Here is a 19,813-nt window from a genome sequence, read left to right as displayed (position 1 = left end):
GTACGTTCCGGTGTTACCGATTTTCAATGTGTCTGACTGTCGAGACGGACGAATGCGGATCATCACCAAACCGATAATTCACCACACAAGAACCACCCGGAGCGATCAGCTAGCCCGGATCGGCTCGGCACCGGATCGACGACGGGACCATTGGCCTCACTCACTATCGGCCGCTTCTGACGAACTGCGGCTGGGTCAACAGGCAATTGCAATACTGTCGTGCAATACTGTCGCCTCTTGCCCTGGGCGCAGCGCGGTGAGTAACACGATTTGCCCGTTTCGAGGCTGCGCAAGTACTCGCGGTGGCCGTCGACCAGTAGAAAATCGTTGCTTTGCACAGCTAGTGCCGCGGCGGCCCGCAGAATCTTTCTGTGCTATCCCGCGCGGTCGCAAAATAGATTTCTATCGCTCCAACAGCCGATCGAATTCTTGCCCAGCCTCGGGTTCGGAAACTCGACAGCGTCGTGATGCGTATCGGGCCAGCCCAGGTTGACCTGCCGAAAGCGCACCAGCCTTCCGGTCGCCTGCCTTTTCTCGAAGAACCTGAAAAGGGGCCAACCCCATTCAATGTCCTTCTCGAACACCAGCTCAGTACCGGGACGAAGGCACACGGCAACCCCCGGTTTACCGACTGCGGCAAAGCCACGCCTGGACGTGTAGGCGAAAGATGCGGTCACCCATCGCGTCGGCTTTCGATTAGACGAAGGACGAGGCACACTCGACGATTGGAGCGGCGCCACGCGGATCGTCTTCAATCGAGAAATCGTTCGCTCTGCCGCACGACTTCGTGAAGCGCCGCGATAGGCACGAGAAGTCTCCAGCAGCGTTTTCAATTTTAGTCGGGGCCGAAGGTGGACAACTCATGTCCAGAATGAAGAACGGTCTCGTCTTCCTCGTGATAACCCTGGCGGTGTGTGGCATCGCCTCGATGTTTGGCGTGGTTGCGAGCCAAGACTGGGTTCAGCGTGCTGACGCAAGCGGCGTCGGCAAGGTGGTCCTCGGCATGCCGGTCGACTGGGAATTGAATTTTCCGTACGCTGGCACACCGTTCGGGCGAGACCTCTTCAGGTTTCACAACTTGTTGTTCAGCGTCGACCTGGCCATCTGCTCGCTGGTTGCGATCCTGCTTTTTTATTCGGTCTGGCGTTTCCGAAAATCGAGGAACGCCGTGCCATCCGATAGGACGCATAACACCCCCCTCGAGCTCCTATGGACTGTGCTTCCGGGCCTCGTCCTCGTGGGCATCGCCGTACCCTCGTTTAGCCTGGTCTATCGTTACAATGTCATTCCGGCGAGCGGGATGACACTGAAGGTCACAGGTCACCAATGGTATTGGGAATATCAATATCCAACCAATGGCAATCTCGACATCACCAGCACGATACTGCCGGACGCCAAGCTCAAAGCGCAACAGGGTCATAACAGTGTTCGCCTTCTCGCCGTCGACAACTACGCGGTCCTGCCGGTCGGGACAGTGATCCGCATCGAGGTCACTGGAGCCGACGTCATTCATTCGTTCATGGTCCCCTCACTCGGATTGCAGAAATACGCGATCCCGGGCCGCATCAACGAAATCTGGACGCGGATCGACCGAGAGGGAGATTACTACGGGCAGTGCTCCCAGCTTTGCGGACAGAACCACGCTTTCATGCCGATCGGCATCCGGGCCGTTTCGAGGAAGGCCTTTGATGACTGGGTCAAAAAGCAGAAAGAGCAGAACGTGTCTCTGCTGGGCGTGCATGGGGCCGCGCCGGCAGGGGGAAACGCTCGCGTCGAATAAGGTTGCCGGAGGTTAAGCATGACCGAGGTCGCGTTACCTGAGCCTGCCAACGAAGCGCCCGAATCCTTCGCGCAGCGCTGGCTTGAAGCCACCAACCACAAGAACATCGGCACGCTTTACCTTTGCGGGGCAACGCTCGCCGGCATCCTGGCGGTTGGCCTCTCCATCGTCATGCGCGTGGAGTTGCAATCCCCCGGCGTGCAATTCCTCAAGGACGCGGCCGGCAATCCTGACGGGCAACTCTACAATGTGATCGTGACCGCCCACGGCCTCTTGATGATGTTCTTTGTCATCATCCCTGCGATGTTCGGCGGGTTCGGCAACTATTTCGTGCCGTTGATGATCGGCGCGCCGGACATGGCGTTCCCGCGCTTGAACAATCTGAGTTTCTGGCTCTTCATCGCCGGACTGGTCATGCTGATATCGTCGCTCCTGGTTGGAAGCGGCCCAGGTACCGGGTGGACTCTTTACCCGCCCCTGGCTTCACTCACCGGGCAGCCGGGCCCTTCCGTAGACATGGCGATCCTGTCGATCCATTTGTCTGGAGCTTCTTCGATCCTAGCTTCGATCAACTTCATCACCACCATCCTGAACATGCGCGCACCGGGGATGCATCTGTTCAAGATGCCGCTCTTTCCGTGGGCCATCCTTTGCACTGCCATCCTGATGATTATCTCGATCCCGGTTCTGGCCGGCGCCATCACGATGCTTCTCGTCGACCGCAATTTTGGTACCGCTTTTTTTGACCCCACCGAAGGGGGCGATCCCATGCTGTTTCAAAACCTGTTTTGGTTCTTCGGACACCCGGAAGTCTATATGATGATCCTTCCAGCCTTCGGCGTGATCAGCCAGGTCATCGCCACCTTCAGCGGCAAGCCCATATTCGGCTATGTCGGCATGGTCTTTGCGCTGGTGGGCATCACACTGATCAGCTTCATCGTCTGGGCTCACCACATGTTCGTCACCGGGATCAGCCTGGAGGCGCAACTCTTCTTCTCGTTTGCCTCAATGGTCATCGCGGTACCTACCGGCATCAAGGTATTTTCCTGGATCGCCACCACTTGGGGAGGCTCGCTTGACTTGCGCACTCCGATGTTGTGGGCTCTTGGCTTCATTTTCGTCTTTACAGTGGGCGGGGTCACCGGTGTCAATCTCGCCAGCGCGAGCTTCGACGTCGCCGCACACAATACCTACTATGTTGTCGCGCACTTCCACTATGTCATGTCACTCGGCGCCGCCTTCGGCCTCTTCGCCGGCTTGTACTACTGGATCGGCAAAATCAGCGGCCGGCAATATCCGGAATGGGCAGGCAAGCTCCATTTCTGGGCGACCTTTGTCAGCGTCAACCTGACCTTCTTCCCGATGCACATGCTAGGCGCGGAGGGCATGCCGCGCCGCGTGATCGACTATCCCCAAGCCTTTGCCGGCTGGAATTTCATCAGCTCGATTGGCGCCTATCTCGGCGCAATTTCCTTCGTCTTCGGTCTTGGCGTGTTTGCGTACACCCTGCTCGCGGGCCGGCGCGTCCATGAGGCCAACTATTGGGGCGCCGGCGCCACCACACTCGAATGGAGCTTGCCATCCCCGCCTCCCTACCACACGTTCGAAACGCTGCCGCTCATTCGCTAGGCGCTTCAATGGAGATGACCGCGACGGACAGGATCAACAGAGACACCACGCCTTGGCGTCCTGCAGAGAACGCAGCGAAGGACGCGCATCGAGCCGGCAACCGCGAGGAGCCGCCGGCCGGTCGCACCACCGCCGTCGAGTGGAGCGACCTGGTGGCCGGCACCCTGCTGATCGTCACCGCCTTTCTCTTTTGGTGGCTAAGCGCCGCTCATGCCTCGGCCATGCCTCTCTGGGCGCCGTGGGATTTCTCCTCGGTTGAGTTCGTAAGCACTTGGCTCGTGATATGGTGGTTTGCCCGCGGTCTCGTCCGCACGGAAGTGCCGAACAGGCCTTCGCCGATACAGCGGATAGGCTTTCTAGCCGGTACGCTTGCGATCTATTCGGTACTGCAGACGCATTTCGAGTACGCAGCCCAGCATATGTTCGTGCTCAATCGGATCCAGCATGTCGTGATGCATCATCTGGGGCCTTTGCTGATCGCACTTTCCTGGCCGGGCACAACAATCGCTCACGGCATGCCACGGACACTGCGCGCGTTGGTGCGGCATCATCTGGTACTACGCGCCGTCAACCTTGTGCAGCAACCGATTCTCGCTGCGACGCTGTTCGTAGGCATCATCTTCTTCTGGCTGATTCCAGCGGTGCATTTCCGTGCCATGCTCGATCCCCGCCTATTCGCGATCATGAATTGGAGCATGGTTGTCGACGGGATCCTGTTTTGGTGCCTTGTCCTCGATCCCCGCCCCTCACCGCCTGCCCGCACCTCCTTTGCCGTCAGGGCGATGCTCGCCATCGGCGTCATGTTTCCACAGATTCTCGGCGGCGCTCTGATCGCATTCAGCCGCCGCGACCTCTATCCCAGTTACGATCTGTGCGGTCGCCTATTTCCCGGGATTGGTGCTTTGGCGGATCAGACGCTCGGCGGCCTCGTGATATGGATTCCGCCGGCAATGATGAGCGTGCTTGCGTTCATGCTGGTCCTGAATGCATCGCGACACTACAGTGAAGCGCGGCAGGAGAGCCGCGGCCACGATCGGTTGTGCTGCTCGACCTCTATCGAAGCAAGGCTTTGGACCGGATGACGGACCTCCGGTCAAGAAATGTGCAGGAGATGTGCGAACCATTCCCGCTCGGATGGCGCGACGAGAACATTGCGCACATCCTGCGTCATTGCTTTCAGGTCACGAGGCGCAGGTCTTTCCAGCCCTGCGAACAGCCGCTTCACGTTTCCTTCCCTGTCGAACAAATAGACGCCCGTGCCGTGCGTCACCTCATAATCGCCAGTCCCCGCAATCGGCTTGACGGAGTAGGCGACGCGATAGCGCTTCGCAAGCGCTGCAAGCTGATCAGGTGTGCCCCGCAAACCGACAATCTGCGGCGCAAAGGAACTTGTATACTGCTTCAAGGCGTCCAGGCTGTCGCGGTTGGGATCGATCGTGACGAACAGGACGCGAATCTGATCGGCGAGTGTGCCGAGCTTGCCAAGCATCGTCGTCAGGTTGAAAAGCGTCATCGGGCATATGTCAGGGCAGGAAGTATAACCAAAGTATAGGAGAACGACCTTTCCACGATAGTCGGCAGCCGTTACTTCCCGACCATCGGCGGCCCGGCGCATCGTGAAGGCCAGCTGAGGCAAACTGCCTGAGATATCGACTGAAGATCCTGTATTCGAGGCGTTGTTCTCGCTGCATCCGGAGAGAACGGCAAAGCACATTCCTGCACCCAATAGCCGGAAGAAAGTCCGGCGCGTTGGAACTGTCATTCGAGGTGCCATCATAAACCGGGGTGCCATGCGATCATAAACGACCGCGGGTTGCTCGAGTTCCACCCATGAGGTGTCTGCCGAGTGAGGCGCAGGCCGGGCTTGCGCCCAACTTCGCAAGCACCTGGCGCTCCCGCACAAGGGCCGCGGTTCAGTTTCGCGCCGTTCTCATAGGCCGGGGACAACACCCAAGCGCAATTCGAATTTGCGTGCGTTAAGCAAGCGACTCCATGCGCATCATAATCTCTGCCCTCGTGGCACTCTGGTATGGCTTGATGATAGCCCTGTGCACCGAAATCGGCACCCTGCACGGGCCTCGCTTGCTGCGCTGGTGACCGCCCTCGCTCGAAGTTTACCCAAGGTCTCAAAACCTTACTTGCGGCGCCTCGTCGACCACTCGGCGTTCATTGCCAACGCCAAAGAATTCGTGCGGTGCAAAGCCAAGAACGCGCGCAACCAGCGCGGTGGGAAGTTGCTGGATCATACTGTTATATCCCTGCACCATGGCATTGAATGCTCGGCGTGCGGCCGCGAGCCTGTTCTCGATAGTGGTCAATTCGGCCTGAAGTTGCTGAAAATTGCTGTTCGCCTTGAGGTTCGGATAAGCCTCCGCCAACGCGAATAATTGGCGCAACGCACCGCCCAGCGTGGATTCGGCCTCTGCCTTTGCCGCAGAGCCTCGCGCCGCCATTGCGGCGTTCCTCGCCTGCACCACCGCGTCGAGGGTGCCGCGCTCATGACCGGCGTAGTCTTTCACGGCTTCGACGAGGTTGGGGACAAGATCGTGACGCTGCCTAAGCTGAACGTCGATATCGGCGAAAGCCTGATTACATTGCTGGCGCATCGCGACGAGCCGGTTGTAGCTCGCAAAGCCGAGCAGCACGACGACCACCACGAGGGTAAGAATGATCCATGCGGAAATGGACATGGCAGGGCTCTCAGGCTGCTGTCGCTCCATAGCGTAGCGCGGGCGCAGCGGGAGTCTATCCCGAATGCTTCAACTGAATGCGAAGAGATCCCCCCGCTCTCGAGAGGTGGCCTCACAAGAGCACGGGGAAATTGTGCGCATATTCACATCACTGCTGAGTTCTTGGCCGAGCGGGAAGCTCATAGAGCTCCCACCCCGCTATGCAGAGAACGAGGATACCGACGATCAAGGCGTTCCGCATGGTCACCTGATCACCGCTGAAGCGAAGGAGCCAGGGTGAGATGGCGACCCAAAGGCCGAGCACAACATTGGTCCATTCCTCCCACCTCTGTACCTCGTACAAGGTCGCTGCGGCGAGGACCGCGATGATAGCCCCGAAGATCCAAGCGTTCCGAGCCGCGGCCGTCGCACCAGTGAAGTGCAGCAGCCAAGGTGAAGCGAAGAGCCAAAGCCCCAGGATCAGGTTCGCCCAATCCTGCCAGGCATTGGACTGCCTGTCTCCACGCGGAGTTCCATATGAAGTCATGACGAGCCTCCACTCGTTAGAGATTCTGCCCAACGTTCGGGCGTCCTGGAACGTAGTGTTTCCCGTAAATGGAGGGTCAAGGCACAGCCTTCGTCCGGTTTACCGACGCGCGAGGCTCTCAGGGGGCGCCTGCGAGAGGGATGCCGCGACTAGGGGCCACAGGCTCTGTTGCATGCCGAGTTCTCAGTCATGAACCCTCACACCTACTTTTTCTTTCCTGCGCCTTGACCTTCCAGCGACTGGAAGGTGCACATTCCACCTAACAGGAATGTATGTGGAAAGCCTGCCATGACTGGATCTGCCGATATTCGAGCCCCGGGTGCCGTAACGCTCGCGATCCAAGGGATGACTTGCAGCGGTTGCGCGCGGACAGTCGAGCGAGTGCTGCGACGGGTATCTGGCGTGGACAACGCGACCGTCGACTTCGATCTCGGTCTCGCTGTCGTGAATGGAGCGGCCACCCCGGTGATCGCCGCAGTCGAGGGCGCAGGGTACGGCGCCGCAAAAGCCTGAACGTCCTTAATGTGGGTGCAACAAATGGAACGAACAAAGAGCACCGCCCAATCGGCGGCCGTTGAACGACAACATGTCGTTCTGCCCATCGAAGGCATGAGCTGCGCGACCTGCGCCGGACGGGTCGAGAAGGCGATTTCAGCGTTGCCGGGCGTAACGGCAACCGTAAACCTCGCGAGCGAGAACACAGATGTCGAGTACGACGGCTCCCAGGTGAGCCCCGTCGCCCTCACCGAAGCCGTGGTGGGCGCTGGCTACGAGGTGCGACGGGAAACCCGCGAGCTTGCGATTTCGGACATGAGCTGCGCCACCTGCGCCGGGCGTGTTGAAGCGGCCCTCAAGCAGGTGCCGGGTGTCACGCACGCGGAAGTGAGCCTCGCGAGCGAGAAGGCAGCCGTCGAGGGCATTGCAGGCGTCTTGCGACCATCCGATCTGGTTGCTGCGGTTCGGAAGGCCGGCTACGGCGCCGAATTGCTAACCGGTGATCGCGAACGCGATGAAGCGATCGTCGCAGCCGAAGACCGGCGGCTTCGGCGCGAGACGTGGCGGATCATCGCCGCGGTCGTGCTGAGCGCGCCACTGTTGTTGCCGATGGTCGGGATGATGCTGCCCGGATGGCTGCAGTTCGCGCTCGCCACCCCCGTCCAGTTCGGCGTCGGCTGGCGGTTTTACGCCGGCGCATGGCGAGCCCTGCGAGCCCGCACCGGCAACATGGACCTCCTGGTGTCGCTCGGCACCTCCGCCGCCTATTTCTACAGCGTTTACCTGATGCTCGCCGGTCCGCCGGGCGGTCACCTCTACTTTGAGGCGGCGGCCGTGGTCATCGCCTTGATCATGGTCGGTCGCTGGCTCGAGGTGCGCGCCAAGCGCTCGACCACCGCCGCGGTCCGGGCGCTCATGTCGCTGCGCCCGGAGCGCGCGCGGATCGAGCGCGACGGCGGCGAGATCGAGGTGCCGGTCGCCGATGTCGTCGTCGGCGAGATCGTGGTGGTGCGGCCTGGAGAAAGAATTCCAGTCGACGCCACGGTACTGACCGGACGGAGCGAGGTCGATGAGAGCCTGCTGACAGGTGAAAGCCTGCCGGTGCCGAAGGCCGCCGGCGACAAGATCATCGGAGGGTCGATCAACGGCAGCGGTCTCCTCCGGGCTCAGGCGAGCGCGGTCGGCGAACAGTCGAGCCTGTCGCGGATCATCGCCTTGGTGGAGCACGCCCAAACGAAGAAGCCGCCGGTGCAGCGCTTGGTCGATCGCGTTGCTGCGGTCTTCGTGCCTATCGTGCTGGCAATCGCCCTGGCGGCCTTTTTGGGCTGGTGGCTGATGGTCGGAGATATGACGGCGGGCGTCGTTGCCGCGGTTTCGGTGCTGGTCATCGCCTGCCCTTGCTCGCTCGGCCTCGCAACGCCAACTGCGCTGATGGTCGGCACGGGTGCTGCGGCGAAAGCAGGCATCCTGATCCGCGACGCCGAGGCGCTCGAGCGCACGCACCGGCTTGATACGATCATCTTCGACAAGACCGGCACGATCACCGAAGGCAGGCCCGCGGTCACCGAGGTCGTCTGTCACGACATCGACGAAGCGCAACTACTAGCGTTCGCAGCCGCGGCCCAGACAGGCAGTGAGCATCCGCTCGCCAGGGCCGTGTTGGCGAAAGCAAAGGGACTGAGCCTGCCAAGACTCGTGGATTTCCAGAGCCACACCGGCCTTGGCCTGACGGCCAACGTCGACGGGCGCAGGGTCGTGATCGGCAATCGCCGGCTCATGGCTGAGCACGGCGTGAGCCTCGATCCGCTCGTTGCCGAGGCCGCTCGCCTAGAGGAGCGAGGCCGCACGGTCATGTGGGTCGCCGAGCTCACCACCTCAGCCGAATTGCTGGGTATCATTGCCGTAGCCGATCCGGTGAAGCCGACGGCGAGCGACGCCGTGCGGCACCTGCACGATATCGGAATCGAGACCGTTTTGTTGACGGGCGACAACGAGCGGACCGCTGCGGCCGCCGCGGCTCAGGTCGGGATCGACCGCGTGCTCGCGGGCGTTCTTCCCGGCGAGAAGTCGAACGAGGTGGAGCGGCTGCAGAAGGAAGGCAGGCGAGTCGGCATGGTCGGGGACGGCGTCAACGACGCGCCGGCGCTCGCCGCAGCTGATGTTGGTATCGCGATGGGTACCGGTGCTGACGTCGCGATGGAGACCGCGGGAATCACGCTGATGCGCGGCGATCCGCTGCTGGTCGGGAATGCAATCTCGGTGAGCCGAGCGACCTACAACAAGATTGGGCAGGGCCTGTTCTGGGCCTTCATCTACAATGTGGTGGGCCTGCCGCTTGCCGCCTTCGGGCTGCTCAGTCCAGTGATCGCGGGCGCGGCGATGGCTCTGTCCTCGGTGAGCGTGGTGACGAACGCGCTGCTATTGCGTCGCTGGCGGCCGGCTGGCGTCGGCAAGGCGTCGCGTGTTGTCAAGCCATCTGACCCGGCGCTCACCGCGGTAACCCAAGTTGGAGGACCATAAGATGGATGCGATGACGATCGGCCAGGCGGCGCAGCGCTCGGGCGTACCGCCGAAGACCATCCGCTACTACGAAAGTGTGGGGCTCGTCAGCCCGGCGGCGCGCGGAGAGAACAAGTATCGCGCCTACGGCGACAAGGAGGTCGAGATCCTCCGCTTCATCAATCGCGCAAGAGGCCTTGGTTTCTCGCTCCAGGAAGTGGAGGAACTCCTTGCACTCTACCGCGACCGCAGGCGGCCAAGTCGCGAGGTGAAACGCCTTACGCTGCGCCACATTGACGATCTCGATCGCAAGATCGCCGAGTTGCAAACGATCAAGAAGGCCCTTCTGCACCTCGCCGAAAAATGCCGGGGCGACGACAGGCCAGACTGCCCGATCCTGGATGATCTTCAGTCCGGCCGCGCGCTGTCAGCCGCGGCGTCGACGCGAGGCCGCCGAATCCGATCTCTCGCGGCGGGAGCGTCGAACGCCAACCGAGCGAATCATTGCAGATAGGGATGCCGGTCATGCACCGTAGGTCATTGCTCAAGGGAGTGCTCGCCGCCGCTGGAACTGTCATCAGCTTCCTGCTCGCCCGGTTTGGCCGTGCCCAGACCATGATGCCCGGCATGGGCGGAATGATGGAAGACCATATGGGCGGCATGATGAGAGGCGGCATGGGCGACATGATGGGCCCGATGCGAACCGGCATGCAGCTCTTTCGCCGCCATGCCGCAATCCGCCGCAATGTAACGGTCCTCTCGGACGGTGTCCGGGCCGTCACCGAATCGGACGATCCGGAAGTGGGCGCGCTCATCCAGAGGCATGTCGCCGACATGTACACGCGGATCGATCAGGATCGGCCGTTTGCATATCCGATGAGCCGAACAGTGCCGGTTCTGTTTCAGAACACCGGTCGGTATCGCCGGCAATTGGAGGTGACACCAAAGGGCGTCGCAATAACCGAGACGGCATCAGATCCCGACATGGTCGAGCTGATCAAGGCGCACGCGCGCGAGATCACCGGCTTCGTCGATGAGGGCATGCCGGCAATGATGCGGAACATGATGCAGTAAGCCATCCTTCTGCCGCTAAGGACCCGAGGCAGCTACTGTGAATCTCATGATTCGAAGTGAAATCTGCTCTTCAGACAATCCGGATCGAGGTTCCCAATCATAAAGTTTGAAGGAAGCGAGCTCAGAATCTGTCGTTGACTTGGCACGAGCCATCCAATCATTCGTTTGCTTCAATCAACAAGGAGGAGAATTCAGTACGGGAGAGTTGAGCATGTCCTGGCTTGGTGTTGTGTCCTGGATTACGATCATTCTCGGCTTTCTGACTGCCGGGATCATCTCCCTCGATCTCGCTTCCCATCCGCAGAAGATGCGGATCATGAATATCGTATGGCCTGTAACCGGTCTCTATTTCCCGGTGGTCGGATGGTGGTTCTATCGCGCGATGGGGCGGCCCATGGCAGCCGATGCGCCGGTAATGAAGGGCGAGCGGCCCTATTGGAGGCGGATCTTCGTGTCGGCGACGCATTGCGGAGCTGGTTGCGTGATCGGTGACATCCTGGGTCCGCCGATCGTGTTCGGCTTCCGGCTGACGCTGTTTGGAGTCGTTCTTTTCGCCGAATACGTGACGGAATTCGTCTTCGCCTACGCATTCGGAATAGCTTTCCAGTATTTTCCGATCCGGTCGATGCGCCATGTGCCACCGGGAGAGGCGCTGATCGATGCCGTCAAGGCGGATACGCTATCTCTTGTCGCGTTCGAGGTCGGCATGTTCGCCTGGATGGCGCTCGCATATTTTGTTCTGGTCCCTTGGCACCCGAAACCAGATAACGTCGTCTTCTGGTTCATGATGCAGATCGGCATGACCTTTGGGTTCTTGACGACCTATCCGGCGAATTGGCTGCTCATCCGGTGGGGCGTCAAAAGCGGGATGTAATCGACTTTCCGGTATGGCCTGTAGCAAGTGACGTCGCGCGTATCGTTGACTAGCTGGCCTGCCAACAAACCGACGCACAACCACCACGGCGGCGTCTCCGCAATAGACCCGCGGCAGGTCGCTATGTGCTTCTCGTCCGCAAAAAATTTGAACACCAGGTTGATACCGCCACTCTCTCAGAGAGTCCGTTGTGCTCGCCCTGATATCCTATTTTACGACGCGCATCGGATCGAAATGTACCAATTGATGTGGGCGCCGTATCTCATGGGTAAAGATAGAGGCGCGAAGGGGAAAAGCGCGCGTCTAAGCCCGCTCTAATTCGCAAGCGTCGCAACTGCCCGGCGCTTTTCGATGGGCGCCGCAACGGGCTCGAAACCGGCGTCAAAATTCGGAAAATGATCGTAGAATCAATAGGATATGGCGGCGTACTGGATGCCGTATTCCTCCTCGCCGGTCTCGCCCAAGGTGCGGCCGTCAAAGCCAATGATCGCGGAGTGGCCGAAATAGGAATAGACACCGTCGAAGCCGGCGGCATTGGCGACGGCGACATAGACATTGTTGGCCCAGGCCATCGCCTTGGAGATCAGCACCTGCTGCTCCTTGGCAGGATACATGTAGTCCTGGCAGCGCACGATCAGTTCGGCGCCCTTCATGGCGCAGTCGCGCCAAATTTCCGGATAGTTGCCGTCGTCGCAGATGATCAGGCTGATCTTCAGGCCCTTCGGACCGTCCGAGACATAGGTGCAATTGCCGGGGATACCAGCCTTCGATCGGCACCCAAGGCATGATCTTGCGGTACTTCTGAACAATCTCACAGGATCAGGGTGTTGTAGGGCGCCTTGTGCGGGTGCTCCTCATGCCGCTTGCCGGTGAGCGAGAACACGCCCCAGACCCTGGCCTTGCAGCAAGCTTCGGCGAAGATGGCGGTCTCTTCACCCGGGACCTGCGAGGCGGTCTCGTACATCTCCTTGGAGTCGTGCATAATGCCGTCGTGGAATATTCCGGGAAGATCACCAGATCCATGCCCGGCAGGCCGAGCTTCAAGGAGGTCGACGAGGGCATTTGGCTCGCGACCTTCATGCGCCATGATTTGGGATACTTCGACCTGGAACAGAAAACCCTGCAACCTCTCGACAACCCGTTCGGCACGAGGTTGTCACCCATGTCTTACGTACGATCTGTTAGCCATGTCTCCGGGCTGGAAAAACAGTGTGGTGGCGGAGAGAGTGTCAGTCAATCCCCATTGAAAGATAAAGCATTTTCGACCTTCATAGACCAAAACCCACCATTCGAGCTACGGCCCGAAATGGGATTTCGCCGCCGGCAAAAGCCTGTTCAGCCAATGGCCCATCATCGACAACAACACCATCAAGCGACAAGCGAAAGGCAAATTGCCGTCGCGCGCATGGGGCACAAATCCCAGCCCCATGCTTGCCGCAGAACCGAACCGCAGGTCATGGCCGAACGCGAGAGCGGCGATCCCGAACGCGGCAAACAGCATTCCCGACCAGAAATCCCTGGTCGGCAACATCCGTTTGAGCGCCATGCCCCCATTTCGAAAACTCAGGCTTTGCCCGCGATGTTCCATCCGCGTGCGATGTCGCCGGGGGCTTCCCAGCCATCCTCAGTGACGATCAGCGTATCCTCGAGCTTGATGTAGCCGCGCGAAGGATGGAGCATCGCGGTCTCGACCGAGATCACCATCCCGGGCTGCAGCGGTCGATCGGCATCATAAGGCGCATAAGGCACCGGCCCACGTCCGGTGAGCCGCGGCGCCTCGTGACTGACAAGGCCGATGCCGTGCGCCGTGTAGTCCAGCACATCGGCATGCGGCGCCCGGCGCACCGCCTCTTCGCCGGCGGCGATGATGTCGCCGCCACGCGCACCGGGGCTGATCGTGCCGCGCGCTACCTGCTGGATCTCCTCGATCTCTTGCAGCAGGTCGTGCAATTCTGCGTCGGGCTCGCCCACCACGCCCATGCGGCTGAGGTCGCCGATATAGCCTTTATAGTTGCCGCCGGAATCGAGCGAGATCACGTCGCCTGCCTTCAGGCGCTGATCGGAGGGTGCGCGGTTGTGGCTGTTGCCGACAGCGATCAGGCAGTATTCGAACACAAGGTCCCTGTCGTGTTCCTCGCGCCGCAGCCGACCGACGATATCGTGCTTGCTCATGCCCGGCGCGCAGATGTCGAAGGTCGCCGTCATCGCATCTACCACGCGCTCAGAAGCTTCACGCACCAGGTCAAGTTCTGCCGCGGTCTTGACCGCGCGGAGCCGTTCCAGCACGAATTGCGCGTCCGCCAGCGACGCGCCGCCGAGCTCTTTGCTCAGGAGATCCTTGGCATCGGACGGCAGGAAACTCGGCTCGAATCCGACGCGTTTCACGTCGGCGCCCAGCGCCTTGATGTGATCGATGGCGAGACGGATCGCGTCCGTGCTACCCCAGGAAGCGGTCTTGACCGCGGGCGCCTCAATGCGGCCGAGTTCCTTCTCGAACCCTTCCATGCGGTTGCCGACATAGAGCGCGTTCTCCGGACGCCCGCGCTGATAGACGTACACCGGCAAATAGCGGCTGACGCCGATCGCCTCCATCGCGTCGAAGAAGAAAAAGCGATAGCCGCCGAGCAGATACTGAACGTTGTGGCGGGACGTGACGACCAGCGCGTCGAGCCGCGCCTCGTGCATCAGCCGGTCGAGCTTTTCGGTATCGAACGGCGCGCGCGCTGTGATCTTCCTGTCCGCTACATTCATGCCCTTGCTCCAATCATGCTTGCTGAGTCGTTGCGTGCTCGCGCACCGGCACCGTTTCGCGCGGTGCTACGGCCGGATCGCCGCTCTCTAGCGCCAGCGGCTTGCCATGGGTTTCGATACCAAGCAGGCTGAAGGCGAGCCCGATCGCGAGGCCGCAGGCGGCCAGGAACAGAAACGCCGGCGTAACGGCGTCGATGGTGGCCTTGGGCGTGATCAGATTCGACGCGCCGGCGATCAGCGCGAGGCAGAGCGGTCCCGAAATCTTTCCGACGCCGTTGGCGGCCTGCGCCAGTCCCACGCCGCGCGCGCTTAGCCGCACCGGAAAGATCTCGGCGGAATACGGCGCGATGTTGGAAAAACCGCCGTCGAAGAACAACGCAGCCGGGATCAACAGCACGGCGAACGCCGGATAGCCAAAGATGATGCGGTCGAAGAACAGCGCCGCCGCGCCGAGCGAAAGCGCGGTGCCATAGCCCATGATCTCACCGCAGCGTCGCCGCCCAAGCCATTGCGGCAGGAACGAGAACGCGGTACGGCCGAGCATGCCAGTCAGGCTGACGAAGACGAAGAGAGGGGCGGCCTGCATCGGCGATACGCCCATCAACAGCGCGACGATCGTGGGCCCCCACAGGAACACACCGTAATTGGCCGTGCTCGCGCCGAACCAGACGATCACCGTGAGCCAGAACAGTTTTGGCTTGGCCAACAGATCGGCGAAGCTCGGGGCCGGCGACCGCACATGGCTTGCTGGCGCGATAGCCGGCTGCGGCAAATCATCCGGCGGCACGTTTAGTGCCCGGCCAACGATGCGGCGCGCCTCGGCGTGACGCCCGCGCGATACCAGCCAGCGCACGGACTCCGGCATAACAACCGCGATCAGAATGGCCGGAACCAGCGGCAAGAAACCCAGCGCCGCGAGGCCGCGCCAGCCGATCAACTGCAACAGCGTCGCGGCCGTGAGCGACGCCGCGAGGATTCCGAGCGAAACCGGAATCACCGTGACGCTGGTCAGGATCGTGCGGTGCCGCGTCGGCGTATATTCGACGATCAGCGGCAGCGCGACCGCGGCTACAGCGCCGACGCCGAAGCCGACGACGAAGCGCAGGCACGCGAACAGGATCCACGCGCCGTCCGGGATGACCGAGATGGAACCTGCGCCCATCGCGCAAAGAACGACGCCTGTGACCGTCAACGTCTTGCGGCCGAAATGATCCGCCAGCGCACCCCAGGCCAGTGATCCAACGATCGCGCCGACGCCGGCGCTGAGCAGCATGACCGAGGTCTGGCCGAACGTCAGGTGCCATTGCGGGGCCAGCACCGCCACCAGGAAGCCCACGATGAAGAAGTCGAAAAAATCAAAGATGCTTGTCGTGACGGCGAGCGCCATGCTGACCCAGTAACGGGCATTGAGCGGCGCCTCGTCATAGAGCGTAACGAGATCCTCCCCTTTGGTCTCCATGGTCATCCTCCTCCGTGCTTTGTCGTTGTTTTGTCTGGTCGCCTCGCAAAAATGCCCGTACCTCCGCCGCGACCGCGGCAGGATCTTGAATGGTCCCGATGTGGCCGATGCCGGCGATGGTCGCGGTCTTCGCGCCCGCGATCTCCCGTGCCAGCGACAGCGTATGCGCCGGCGGGATCAGGCGGTCGGCACCACCGGCCAGCACCAGCGTCGGCGCCGTGATCGCGCCCGGCTCGAACGCGACCGGCCGCATTAGGATGGCGCCGCGGCGCTGCTTCTGTTCCGCATCGCGCGTGCTGCTGGTGAAGATCGCTAGCACCTCCGGATGCGCCGCGATGTACTCGGGCGGCACAAAATACTCTGCGAACTCGCAGACCGATTCCGGCATGCGGTTGCGCAGCGCCACAAACGCCGGGAAGCCTTCCGGATTGATCGACATCACCGACGCACCGGGCCGGAAGGTGCTCGACAGCACTAGGCGATCGATGCGCCCGGTGTGACGTGCGGCCAGCACCTGCGCGATGACCCCGCCGAGCGAGGTGCCGAACACATGGGCGCGCCGATAGCCAAGCGCTGCGACCAGCGCGGCAGCATCGTCGGCGAGTTCCTCGAGACCGTAGGGCTGCGGCGGATTACGGGTCGCGCCGGAATCGCGCTGGTCGTAGGCGATCACGGTGAAATGCGGCGCCAGCAGCGCGCCGAAGGCATCGAACATCGAGTGGTCGGCTTCGGCGCCATGCAGAAGCAATAGCGGCGGTCCCTCCCCGCTGCGCTTGAAGGCAATCGTGGTGCCGTTGGCTTCGATTGTATCCATGACTAATGCAGCAGGGTTTCGAGCGCGCCGGCCAATTCGCGCGCGGGATCGGAGGGGATGTAGGGCATGCGCCAGGCGACGTGGCCGTCGGGACGCACCAGCACCGCGCCACGCGGTCCCATCTGAATGCCGTCGGCGGGATGGGCGTGGGGGAGTTGCTGCAAATTGAGCTGCAGCCCGGTTTTCGCCGATACGTTGCGGCCGGCCTCGAGCCACGTCTCGCCCTGCGGTCCGGCAACGACTGTAAACTCCTTGTCGAACCAGTCGAGCGTCGAGCGCTTGCGCGACATGTCGAGCCACATGTGGGGAAAGCGTCCGCCCGGCCGGTCGGACGGCCGGTAGACGCGGGTCAGATGCCCGCCATGCGGCGTGCCGTCGGGAATGACCGCGCCCTCTTCATAGGTGAAGCCGAGCCCCTGGCCGATGCTGTGCAAATGGTTGTCGAGGTCGTTCACCCAGAAGCGGATGTGATCCTCGTTGCCGGAGCGGACGGCTTCGTCGATCCGCCGGAAGCGGATCATGTTGCCAAAACTGAAATCCGCGTTCGATCGTCCCACCGGCCGTCGTTCGAGGTCGTAGCTGTTGAGCAGCTTCTCCGACGCCCAGCCGCGCAGCACATAGACGAGCTTCCAGGCCAGGTTGTGCGCGTCCTGAACGCCCGAGTTGAGTCCAAAACCGCCGGTCGGCGGAAAGCGATGCGCGGCATCGCCGACGAGAAACACGTGGCTCTTGCGAAAACTCGCCGCGACCTGCTTGCTCATGCGCCAGACCGAGCGGTTGAGCAACGTCACTTCGAGATCGGGAACGCCGACATGGGCGCGGATGATCTCGATCATCTCGGCATCGGTCCAGGGCCGCGGCCGATCGTCCTTCTGCTCGCCGATCTCGATGATGGACAGCCAGCGGTCGCGGCCGTTGGTGTTGAGAATGCCGGCGCGCGGCGGCACGCCCGGCGTTTTTGAGTAGACCTGAAAGCCGGCGGCCTCGCGCGCCAATGGAAAGCGCGAAAGATCGGCGCGCCAGTATTCGTTCTGCAGCACCGACAGGCAGGCCGGCCCCACCATGTCGATGCCGGCAGCCCGGCGCGTCTGGCTGCCAGCGCCGTCGCAGGCCAGCAGATACCTGGCGTGCCAATGTTCGCTGCGGCCGGTTTCAACCGAGCGGATCTCGCAGATGACACCGTCCTCGACTTCCTCGAAGCCGACGAATTCGGTCGAGAATTGCACCTGCACCCGGTTGGAATGCTCGATGACCCGGTAGATCTCCTCTTCCACCGCATCCTGCGCCACCACGCTTTTCCACGCCGGCGTCTGCCCGAGATTGGGCTCCGGGCGCGACCGGCTGATCTCGCGGCCGGCGATGCTTTCGACCTGCACGAACATGTCGGAATCATCCTGCAGCCCGCGGTCGCGGATCGCCTGCTCGATCCCCCATTGCCGGAAGATCTCCATGGTGCGGATCCAGCAGCCGCGCGATTTCGGATGATCTGTCGTTGTCGGGCTCTTCTCGACGATGACGGCGTCGATCCCGAAGCGGTCGAGCAACAGCCCCATGGCGAGGCCAACCGGTCCGCCGCCAACGACAAGTACCGACGTGCGGCGAGGCGCTTCCGCGGCGATGTTCATTCTCGTTTCCTCTCGATTTTCACTTTGGCCGCAGACTGCCCGGTTTTTGATATCTCACAAGAATATATTTGCTATGATCTCCATCTCGATTCGAGATGGAGGGCGAAAATGGACCTGCGGCAGCTTCGCTATTTCGTGGCGGTGGCAGAACGCGGCGGCTTCGGCGCCGCGGCCAGCGCGCTCAACGTCGCGCAGTCGGCGCTCAGCCGCCACGTCAAGGAACTCGAGCACGAATTGGGAGGCGCGTTGCTCGAGCGCGGCGCGCGCGGGGTATCGGTGACCGAGTCCGGCAAGGTGCTGTTGGCGCGCGGGCGCTGGCTGCTCGGCGCCGTCGATGACGTCAAGGCGGAGGTGCGCACGGAAAACCGCGAGCCCAGCGGCACGGTGCGGCTGGGAGCGCCGTCGAGCCTCGCCGACATCTTCTACGCGCCGCTGGCGCAGATATTCACGAGGCGCTTTCCCCGCGTCCGGCTGGAGTTGAGCGAGGGCCTGACCGAGACGATGTGCGATCATCTGCTGCGCGCCGAACTCGACATCGCCATCGTCACCACGCCGCAGCCCAATGACCATCTCGACTACGAAACGCTGGTGGTCGAGCCGGTCTTCCTAATCGGTCCGCCGCGCGATCCCAGGCTCAAGCGTGGCCGGCTGACGCGCAAGGAGGTCAACGATCTGCCGACCGCTGTCGTGCCACTCAGCCGCAACCCGTTCCCGCCAGACGTACCGTTCTCCTTGCGGGTCGAGAGCACCACGCCGTTCAAACAGATCGTGGGCCTGGGGCTTGGCTACGGGCTGTTGCCGTTCTCGGGGATTCACCAGGAAGTGGCGGCAGGCACGCTGTCGGCGGCTCTCTTGCCATGGATGCGCGCCGACCGCGTCCTCGCCCTGCCGCGCGGCCGGCCCGTTACCCGCGCCACCCGCGAAGTCGTTGCAGCTTTAAAGGAGATCTGCAGCAACCTTATCGACGACGGCAAGATTCTGACGATGCCGACGCGCGCGAGATCCCGCTAAACCAAACCTATTCCTTCATGCCAGTTCGGATAGGCGCCCTACGCGTATTCGGGCCTCAGCTTCAATGAGCGAGCCGCCCCCATCGATCGTACGAAATCGTAGAAAATTGTGAGGTAGCGAACAAAATCGCACAAATGGCGGAGAGAGTGGGATTCGAACCCACGGTACGGTTTCCCGCACACACGCTTTCCAAGCGTGCGCCTTAAGCCACTCGGCCATCTCTCCGGGAGGCCCTCTCTTGAAGGGACGAGGCGGATTTTGCAAGGGAGTGTGGGGCCGCGGCCGGAAATTTCCACAACTCACTGGAATTGCTTGACAATTCAGGCCTGAGGCCGCGCCGTTACCGGCGCCCTGGCCGGGAGACGCGGGAGGTTTTGGCACCGATTGGTTAGAGACCGGCGCAAATCATCGGCGGTGCCCAACACGATTCACCAGCGACCGCCCGTCATTTCGGGTCTTCCAGCAAGGTCCGCGCAAGGCGCGGCTCGATGACCAAGCCCCCCGAGACCTATGATGCGCAACTGCGCATCTGAGAATCGATCGGGCCATACGCTCCATGGACGAATGGATTCCGGGCTCGACGCTA

Annotated in this window: 16 protein-coding genes, 1 tRNA gene and 1 pseudogene; 9 read left to right on the top strand and 9 right to left on the bottom strand. The window is 61.8% G+C overall.

Annotation, left to right across the window (positions count from 1 at the left end; all coding sequences use genetic code 11):
* The first annotated feature begins 862 nt into the window (after positions 1-862).
* Genes coxB through MTX23_RS02670 form a run of 3 tightly spaced genes read left to right on the top strand, consistent with a single transcriptional unit; the run spans position 863 to position 4,491 of the window.
* On the top strand, positions 863-1,780 hold the full coding sequence (gene coxB / locus MTX23_RS02680) for a cytochrome c oxidase subunit II (RefSeq protein ID WP_280975101.1): 918 nt from the start codon (positions 863-865) through the stop codon (positions 1,778-1,780).
* Between the two features lie 18 nt (positions 1,781-1,798).
* Positions 1,799-3,409 (top strand): cytochrome c oxidase subunit I, encoded by a 1,611-nt coding sequence (ctaD, locus tag MTX23_RS02675; protein ID WP_280975100.1) that lies wholly within the window; start codon positions 1,799-1,801, stop codon positions 3,407-3,409.
* Between the two features lie 8 nt (positions 3,410-3,417).
* The gene (locus MTX23_RS02670) at positions 3,418-4,491 is read left to right on the top strand and encodes a cytochrome c oxidase assembly protein (protein ID WP_280975099.1); all 1,074 of its coding nucleotides are present in this window, start codon (positions 3,418-3,420) and stop codon (positions 4,489-4,491) included.
* An 11-nt stretch (positions 4,492-4,502) separates the two neighbouring features.
* Here MTX23_RS02670 and MTX23_RS02665 read toward each other — a convergent pair whose 3' ends face one another.
* On the bottom strand, positions 4,503-5,171 hold the full coding sequence (locus tag MTX23_RS02665) for an SCO family protein (protein WP_280975098.1): 669 nt from the start codon (positions 5,169-5,171) through the stop codon (positions 4,503-4,505).
* Positions 5,172-5,535: 364 nt separating this feature from the next.
* Positions 5,536-6,099 (bottom strand): LemA family protein, encoded by a 564-nt coding sequence (locus tag MTX23_RS02660; RefSeq protein WP_280975097.1) that lies wholly within the window; start codon positions 6,097-6,099, stop codon positions 5,536-5,538.
* Positions 6,100-6,913: 814 nt separating this feature from the next.
* On the opposite strand from MTX23_RS02660, the gene MTX23_RS02655 reads away from it, so the two are divergent.
* The 5 genes from MTX23_RS02655 (at position 6,914) to MTX23_RS02635 (ending at position 11,567) form a co-directional block, all read left to right on the top strand.
* Positions 6,914-7,138: a heavy metal-associated domain-containing protein gene (locus tag MTX23_RS02655; protein ID WP_348637541.1), complete on the top strand. Its 225-nt coding sequence runs from the start codon at positions 6,914-6,916 to the stop codon at positions 7,136-7,138.
* 24 nt (positions 7,139-7,162) lie between these two features.
* On the top strand, positions 7,163-9,640 hold the full coding sequence (locus MTX23_RS02650; RefSeq protein WP_280975094.1) for a heavy metal translocating P-type ATPase: 2,478 nt from the start codon (positions 7,163-7,165) through the stop codon (positions 9,638-9,640).
* Positions 9,641-9,650: 10 nt separating this feature from the next.
* Positions 9,651-10,133 carry a Cu(I)-responsive transcriptional regulator gene (gene cueR / locus MTX23_RS02645; RefSeq protein WP_280978344.1) on the top strand — a complete coding sequence of 161 codons (483 nt, stop codon included), beginning with the start codon at positions 9,651-9,653 and terminating at the stop codon, positions 10,131-10,133.
* 11 nt (positions 10,134-10,144) lie between these two features.
* Complete coding sequence (locus MTX23_RS02640; protein WP_280975093.1) at positions 10,145-10,693, top strand: hypothetical protein; 549 nt, start codon at positions 10,145-10,147, stop codon at positions 10,691-10,693.
* 139 nt (positions 10,694-10,832) lie between these two features.
* Positions 10,833-11,567 (top strand): DUF4396 domain-containing protein, encoded by a 735-nt coding sequence (locus MTX23_RS02635; protein ID WP_280975092.1) that lies wholly within the window; start codon positions 10,833-10,835, stop codon positions 11,565-11,567.
* A 413-nt stretch (positions 11,568-11,980) separates the two neighbouring features.
* Here the strand turns inward: MTX23_RS02635 and MTX23_RS02630 are convergent.
* The 6 genes and pseudogenes from MTX23_RS02630 to MTX23_RS02605 form a co-directional block, all read right to left on the bottom strand.
* Positions 11,981-12,611: pseudogene (locus tag MTX23_RS02630) on the bottom strand (aliphatic amidase); the annotation flags it as partial.
* A 250-nt stretch (positions 12,612-12,861) separates the two neighbouring features.
* Positions 12,862-13,113, bottom strand: coding sequence for a hypothetical protein (locus MTX23_RS02625; protein ID WP_280975091.1), 252 nt, complete (start codon positions 13,111-13,113; stop codon positions 12,862-12,864).
* Between the two features lie 17 nt (positions 13,114-13,130).
* A complete protein-coding gene (locus MTX23_RS02620) occupies positions 13,131-14,318 on the bottom strand; it encodes a Xaa-Pro peptidase family protein (RefSeq protein ID WP_280975090.1) in 1,188 nt (395 codons plus the stop codon).
* 13 nt (positions 14,319-14,331) lie between these two features.
* Complete coding sequence (locus tag MTX23_RS02615) at positions 14,332-15,777, bottom strand: MFS transporter (protein ID WP_280975089.1); 1,446 nt, start codon at positions 15,775-15,777, stop codon at positions 14,332-14,334.
* Positions 15,740-16,591: an alpha/beta fold hydrolase gene (locus tag MTX23_RS02610; protein WP_280975088.1), complete on the bottom strand. Its 852-nt coding sequence runs from the start codon at positions 16,589-16,591 to the stop codon at positions 15,740-15,742. Before MTX23_RS02610 ends, MTX23_RS02615 begins: the two co-directional genes overlap by 38 nt.
* 2 nt (positions 16,592-16,593) lie before the next feature.
* Positions 16,594-18,216, bottom strand: coding sequence for an FAD-dependent monooxygenase (locus MTX23_RS02605; RefSeq protein WP_280975087.1), 1,623 nt, complete (start codon positions 18,214-18,216; stop codon positions 16,594-16,596).
* 108 nt (positions 18,217-18,324) lie between these two features.
* On the opposite strand from MTX23_RS02605, the gene MTX23_RS02600 reads away from it, so the two are divergent.
* Complete coding sequence (locus tag MTX23_RS02600) at positions 18,325-19,227, top strand: LysR family transcriptional regulator (protein ID WP_280975086.1); 903 nt, start codon at positions 18,325-18,327, stop codon at positions 19,225-19,227.
* A 135-nt stretch (positions 19,228-19,362) separates the two neighbouring features.
* On the opposite strand, the gene MTX23_RS02595 is transcribed toward MTX23_RS02600, so the two are convergent.
* Positions 19,363-19,452, bottom strand: a tRNA-Ser gene (locus tag MTX23_RS02595).
* Between the last annotated feature and the right edge of the window lie 361 nt (positions 19,453-19,813).

The sequence above is a fragment of the Bradyrhizobium sp. ISRA436 genome (assembly GCF_029910015.1).
Classification (GTDB): domain Bacteria; phylum Pseudomonadota; class Alphaproteobacteria; order Rhizobiales; family Xanthobacteraceae; genus Bradyrhizobium.
The sequence above is the reverse complement of the archived record's forward strand: the minus strand, read 5'-3'. Positions and strand labels throughout refer to the sequence as shown.

What these genes read in the sequence shown, in the direction of transcription:
- coxB (WP_280975101.1), top strand. Translation starts at nt 863, where the DNA reads ATGTCCAGAATGAAGAACGGTCTCGTCTTCCTCGTGATAACCCTGGCG.
- ctaD (WP_280975100.1), top strand. Translation starts at nt 1,799, where the DNA reads ATGACCGAGGTCGCGTTACCTGAGCCTGCCAACGAAGCGCCCGAATCC.
- MTX23_RS02670 (WP_280975099.1), top strand. Translation starts at nt 3,418, where the DNA reads ATGGAGATGACCGCGACGGACAGGATCAACAGAGACACCACGCCTTGG.
- MTX23_RS02665 (WP_280975098.1), bottom strand. Translation starts at nt 5,171, where the DNA reads ATGACAGTTCCAACGCGCCGGACTTTCTTCCGGCTATTGGGTGCAGGA.
- MTX23_RS02660 (WP_280975097.1), bottom strand. Translation starts at nt 6,099, where the DNA reads ATGTCCATTTCCGCATGGATCATTCTTACCCTCGTGGTGGTCGTCGTG.
- MTX23_RS02655 (WP_348637541.1), top strand. Translation starts at nt 6,914, where the DNA reads ATGACTGGATCTGCCGATATTCGAGCCCCGGGTGCCGTAACGCTCGCG.
- MTX23_RS02650 (WP_280975094.1), top strand. Translation starts at nt 7,163, where the DNA reads ATGGAACGAACAAAGAGCACCGCCCAATCGGCGGCCGTTGAACGACAA.
- cueR (WP_280978344.1), top strand. Translation starts at nt 9,651, where the DNA reads ATGACGATCGGCCAGGCGGCGCAGCGCTCGGGCGTACCGCCGAAGACC.
- MTX23_RS02640 (WP_280975093.1), top strand. Translation starts at nt 10,145, where the DNA reads ATGCACCGTAGGTCATTGCTCAAGGGAGTGCTCGCCGCCGCTGGAACT.
- MTX23_RS02625 (WP_280975091.1), bottom strand. Translation starts at nt 13,113, where the DNA reads ATGGCGCTCAAACGGATGTTGCCGACCAGGGATTTCTGGTCGGGAATG.
- MTX23_RS02620 (WP_280975090.1), bottom strand. Translation starts at nt 14,318, where the DNA reads ATGAATGTAGCGGACAGGAAGATCACAGCGCGCGCGCCGTTCGATACC.
- MTX23_RS02615 (WP_280975089.1), bottom strand. Translation starts at nt 15,777, where the DNA reads ATGGAGACCAAAGGGGAGGATCTCGTTACGCTCTATGACGAGGCGCCG.
- MTX23_RS02610 (WP_280975088.1), bottom strand. Translation starts at nt 16,591, where the DNA reads ATGGATACAATCGAAGCCAACGGCACCACGATTGCCTTCAAGCGCAGC.
- MTX23_RS02605 (WP_280975087.1), bottom strand. Translation starts at nt 18,216, where the DNA reads ATGAACATCGCCGCGGAAGCGCCTCGCCGCACGTCGGTACTTGTCGTT.
- MTX23_RS02600 (WP_280975086.1), top strand. Translation starts at nt 18,325, where the DNA reads ATGGACCTGCGGCAGCTTCGCTATTTCGTGGCGGTGGCAGAACGCGGC.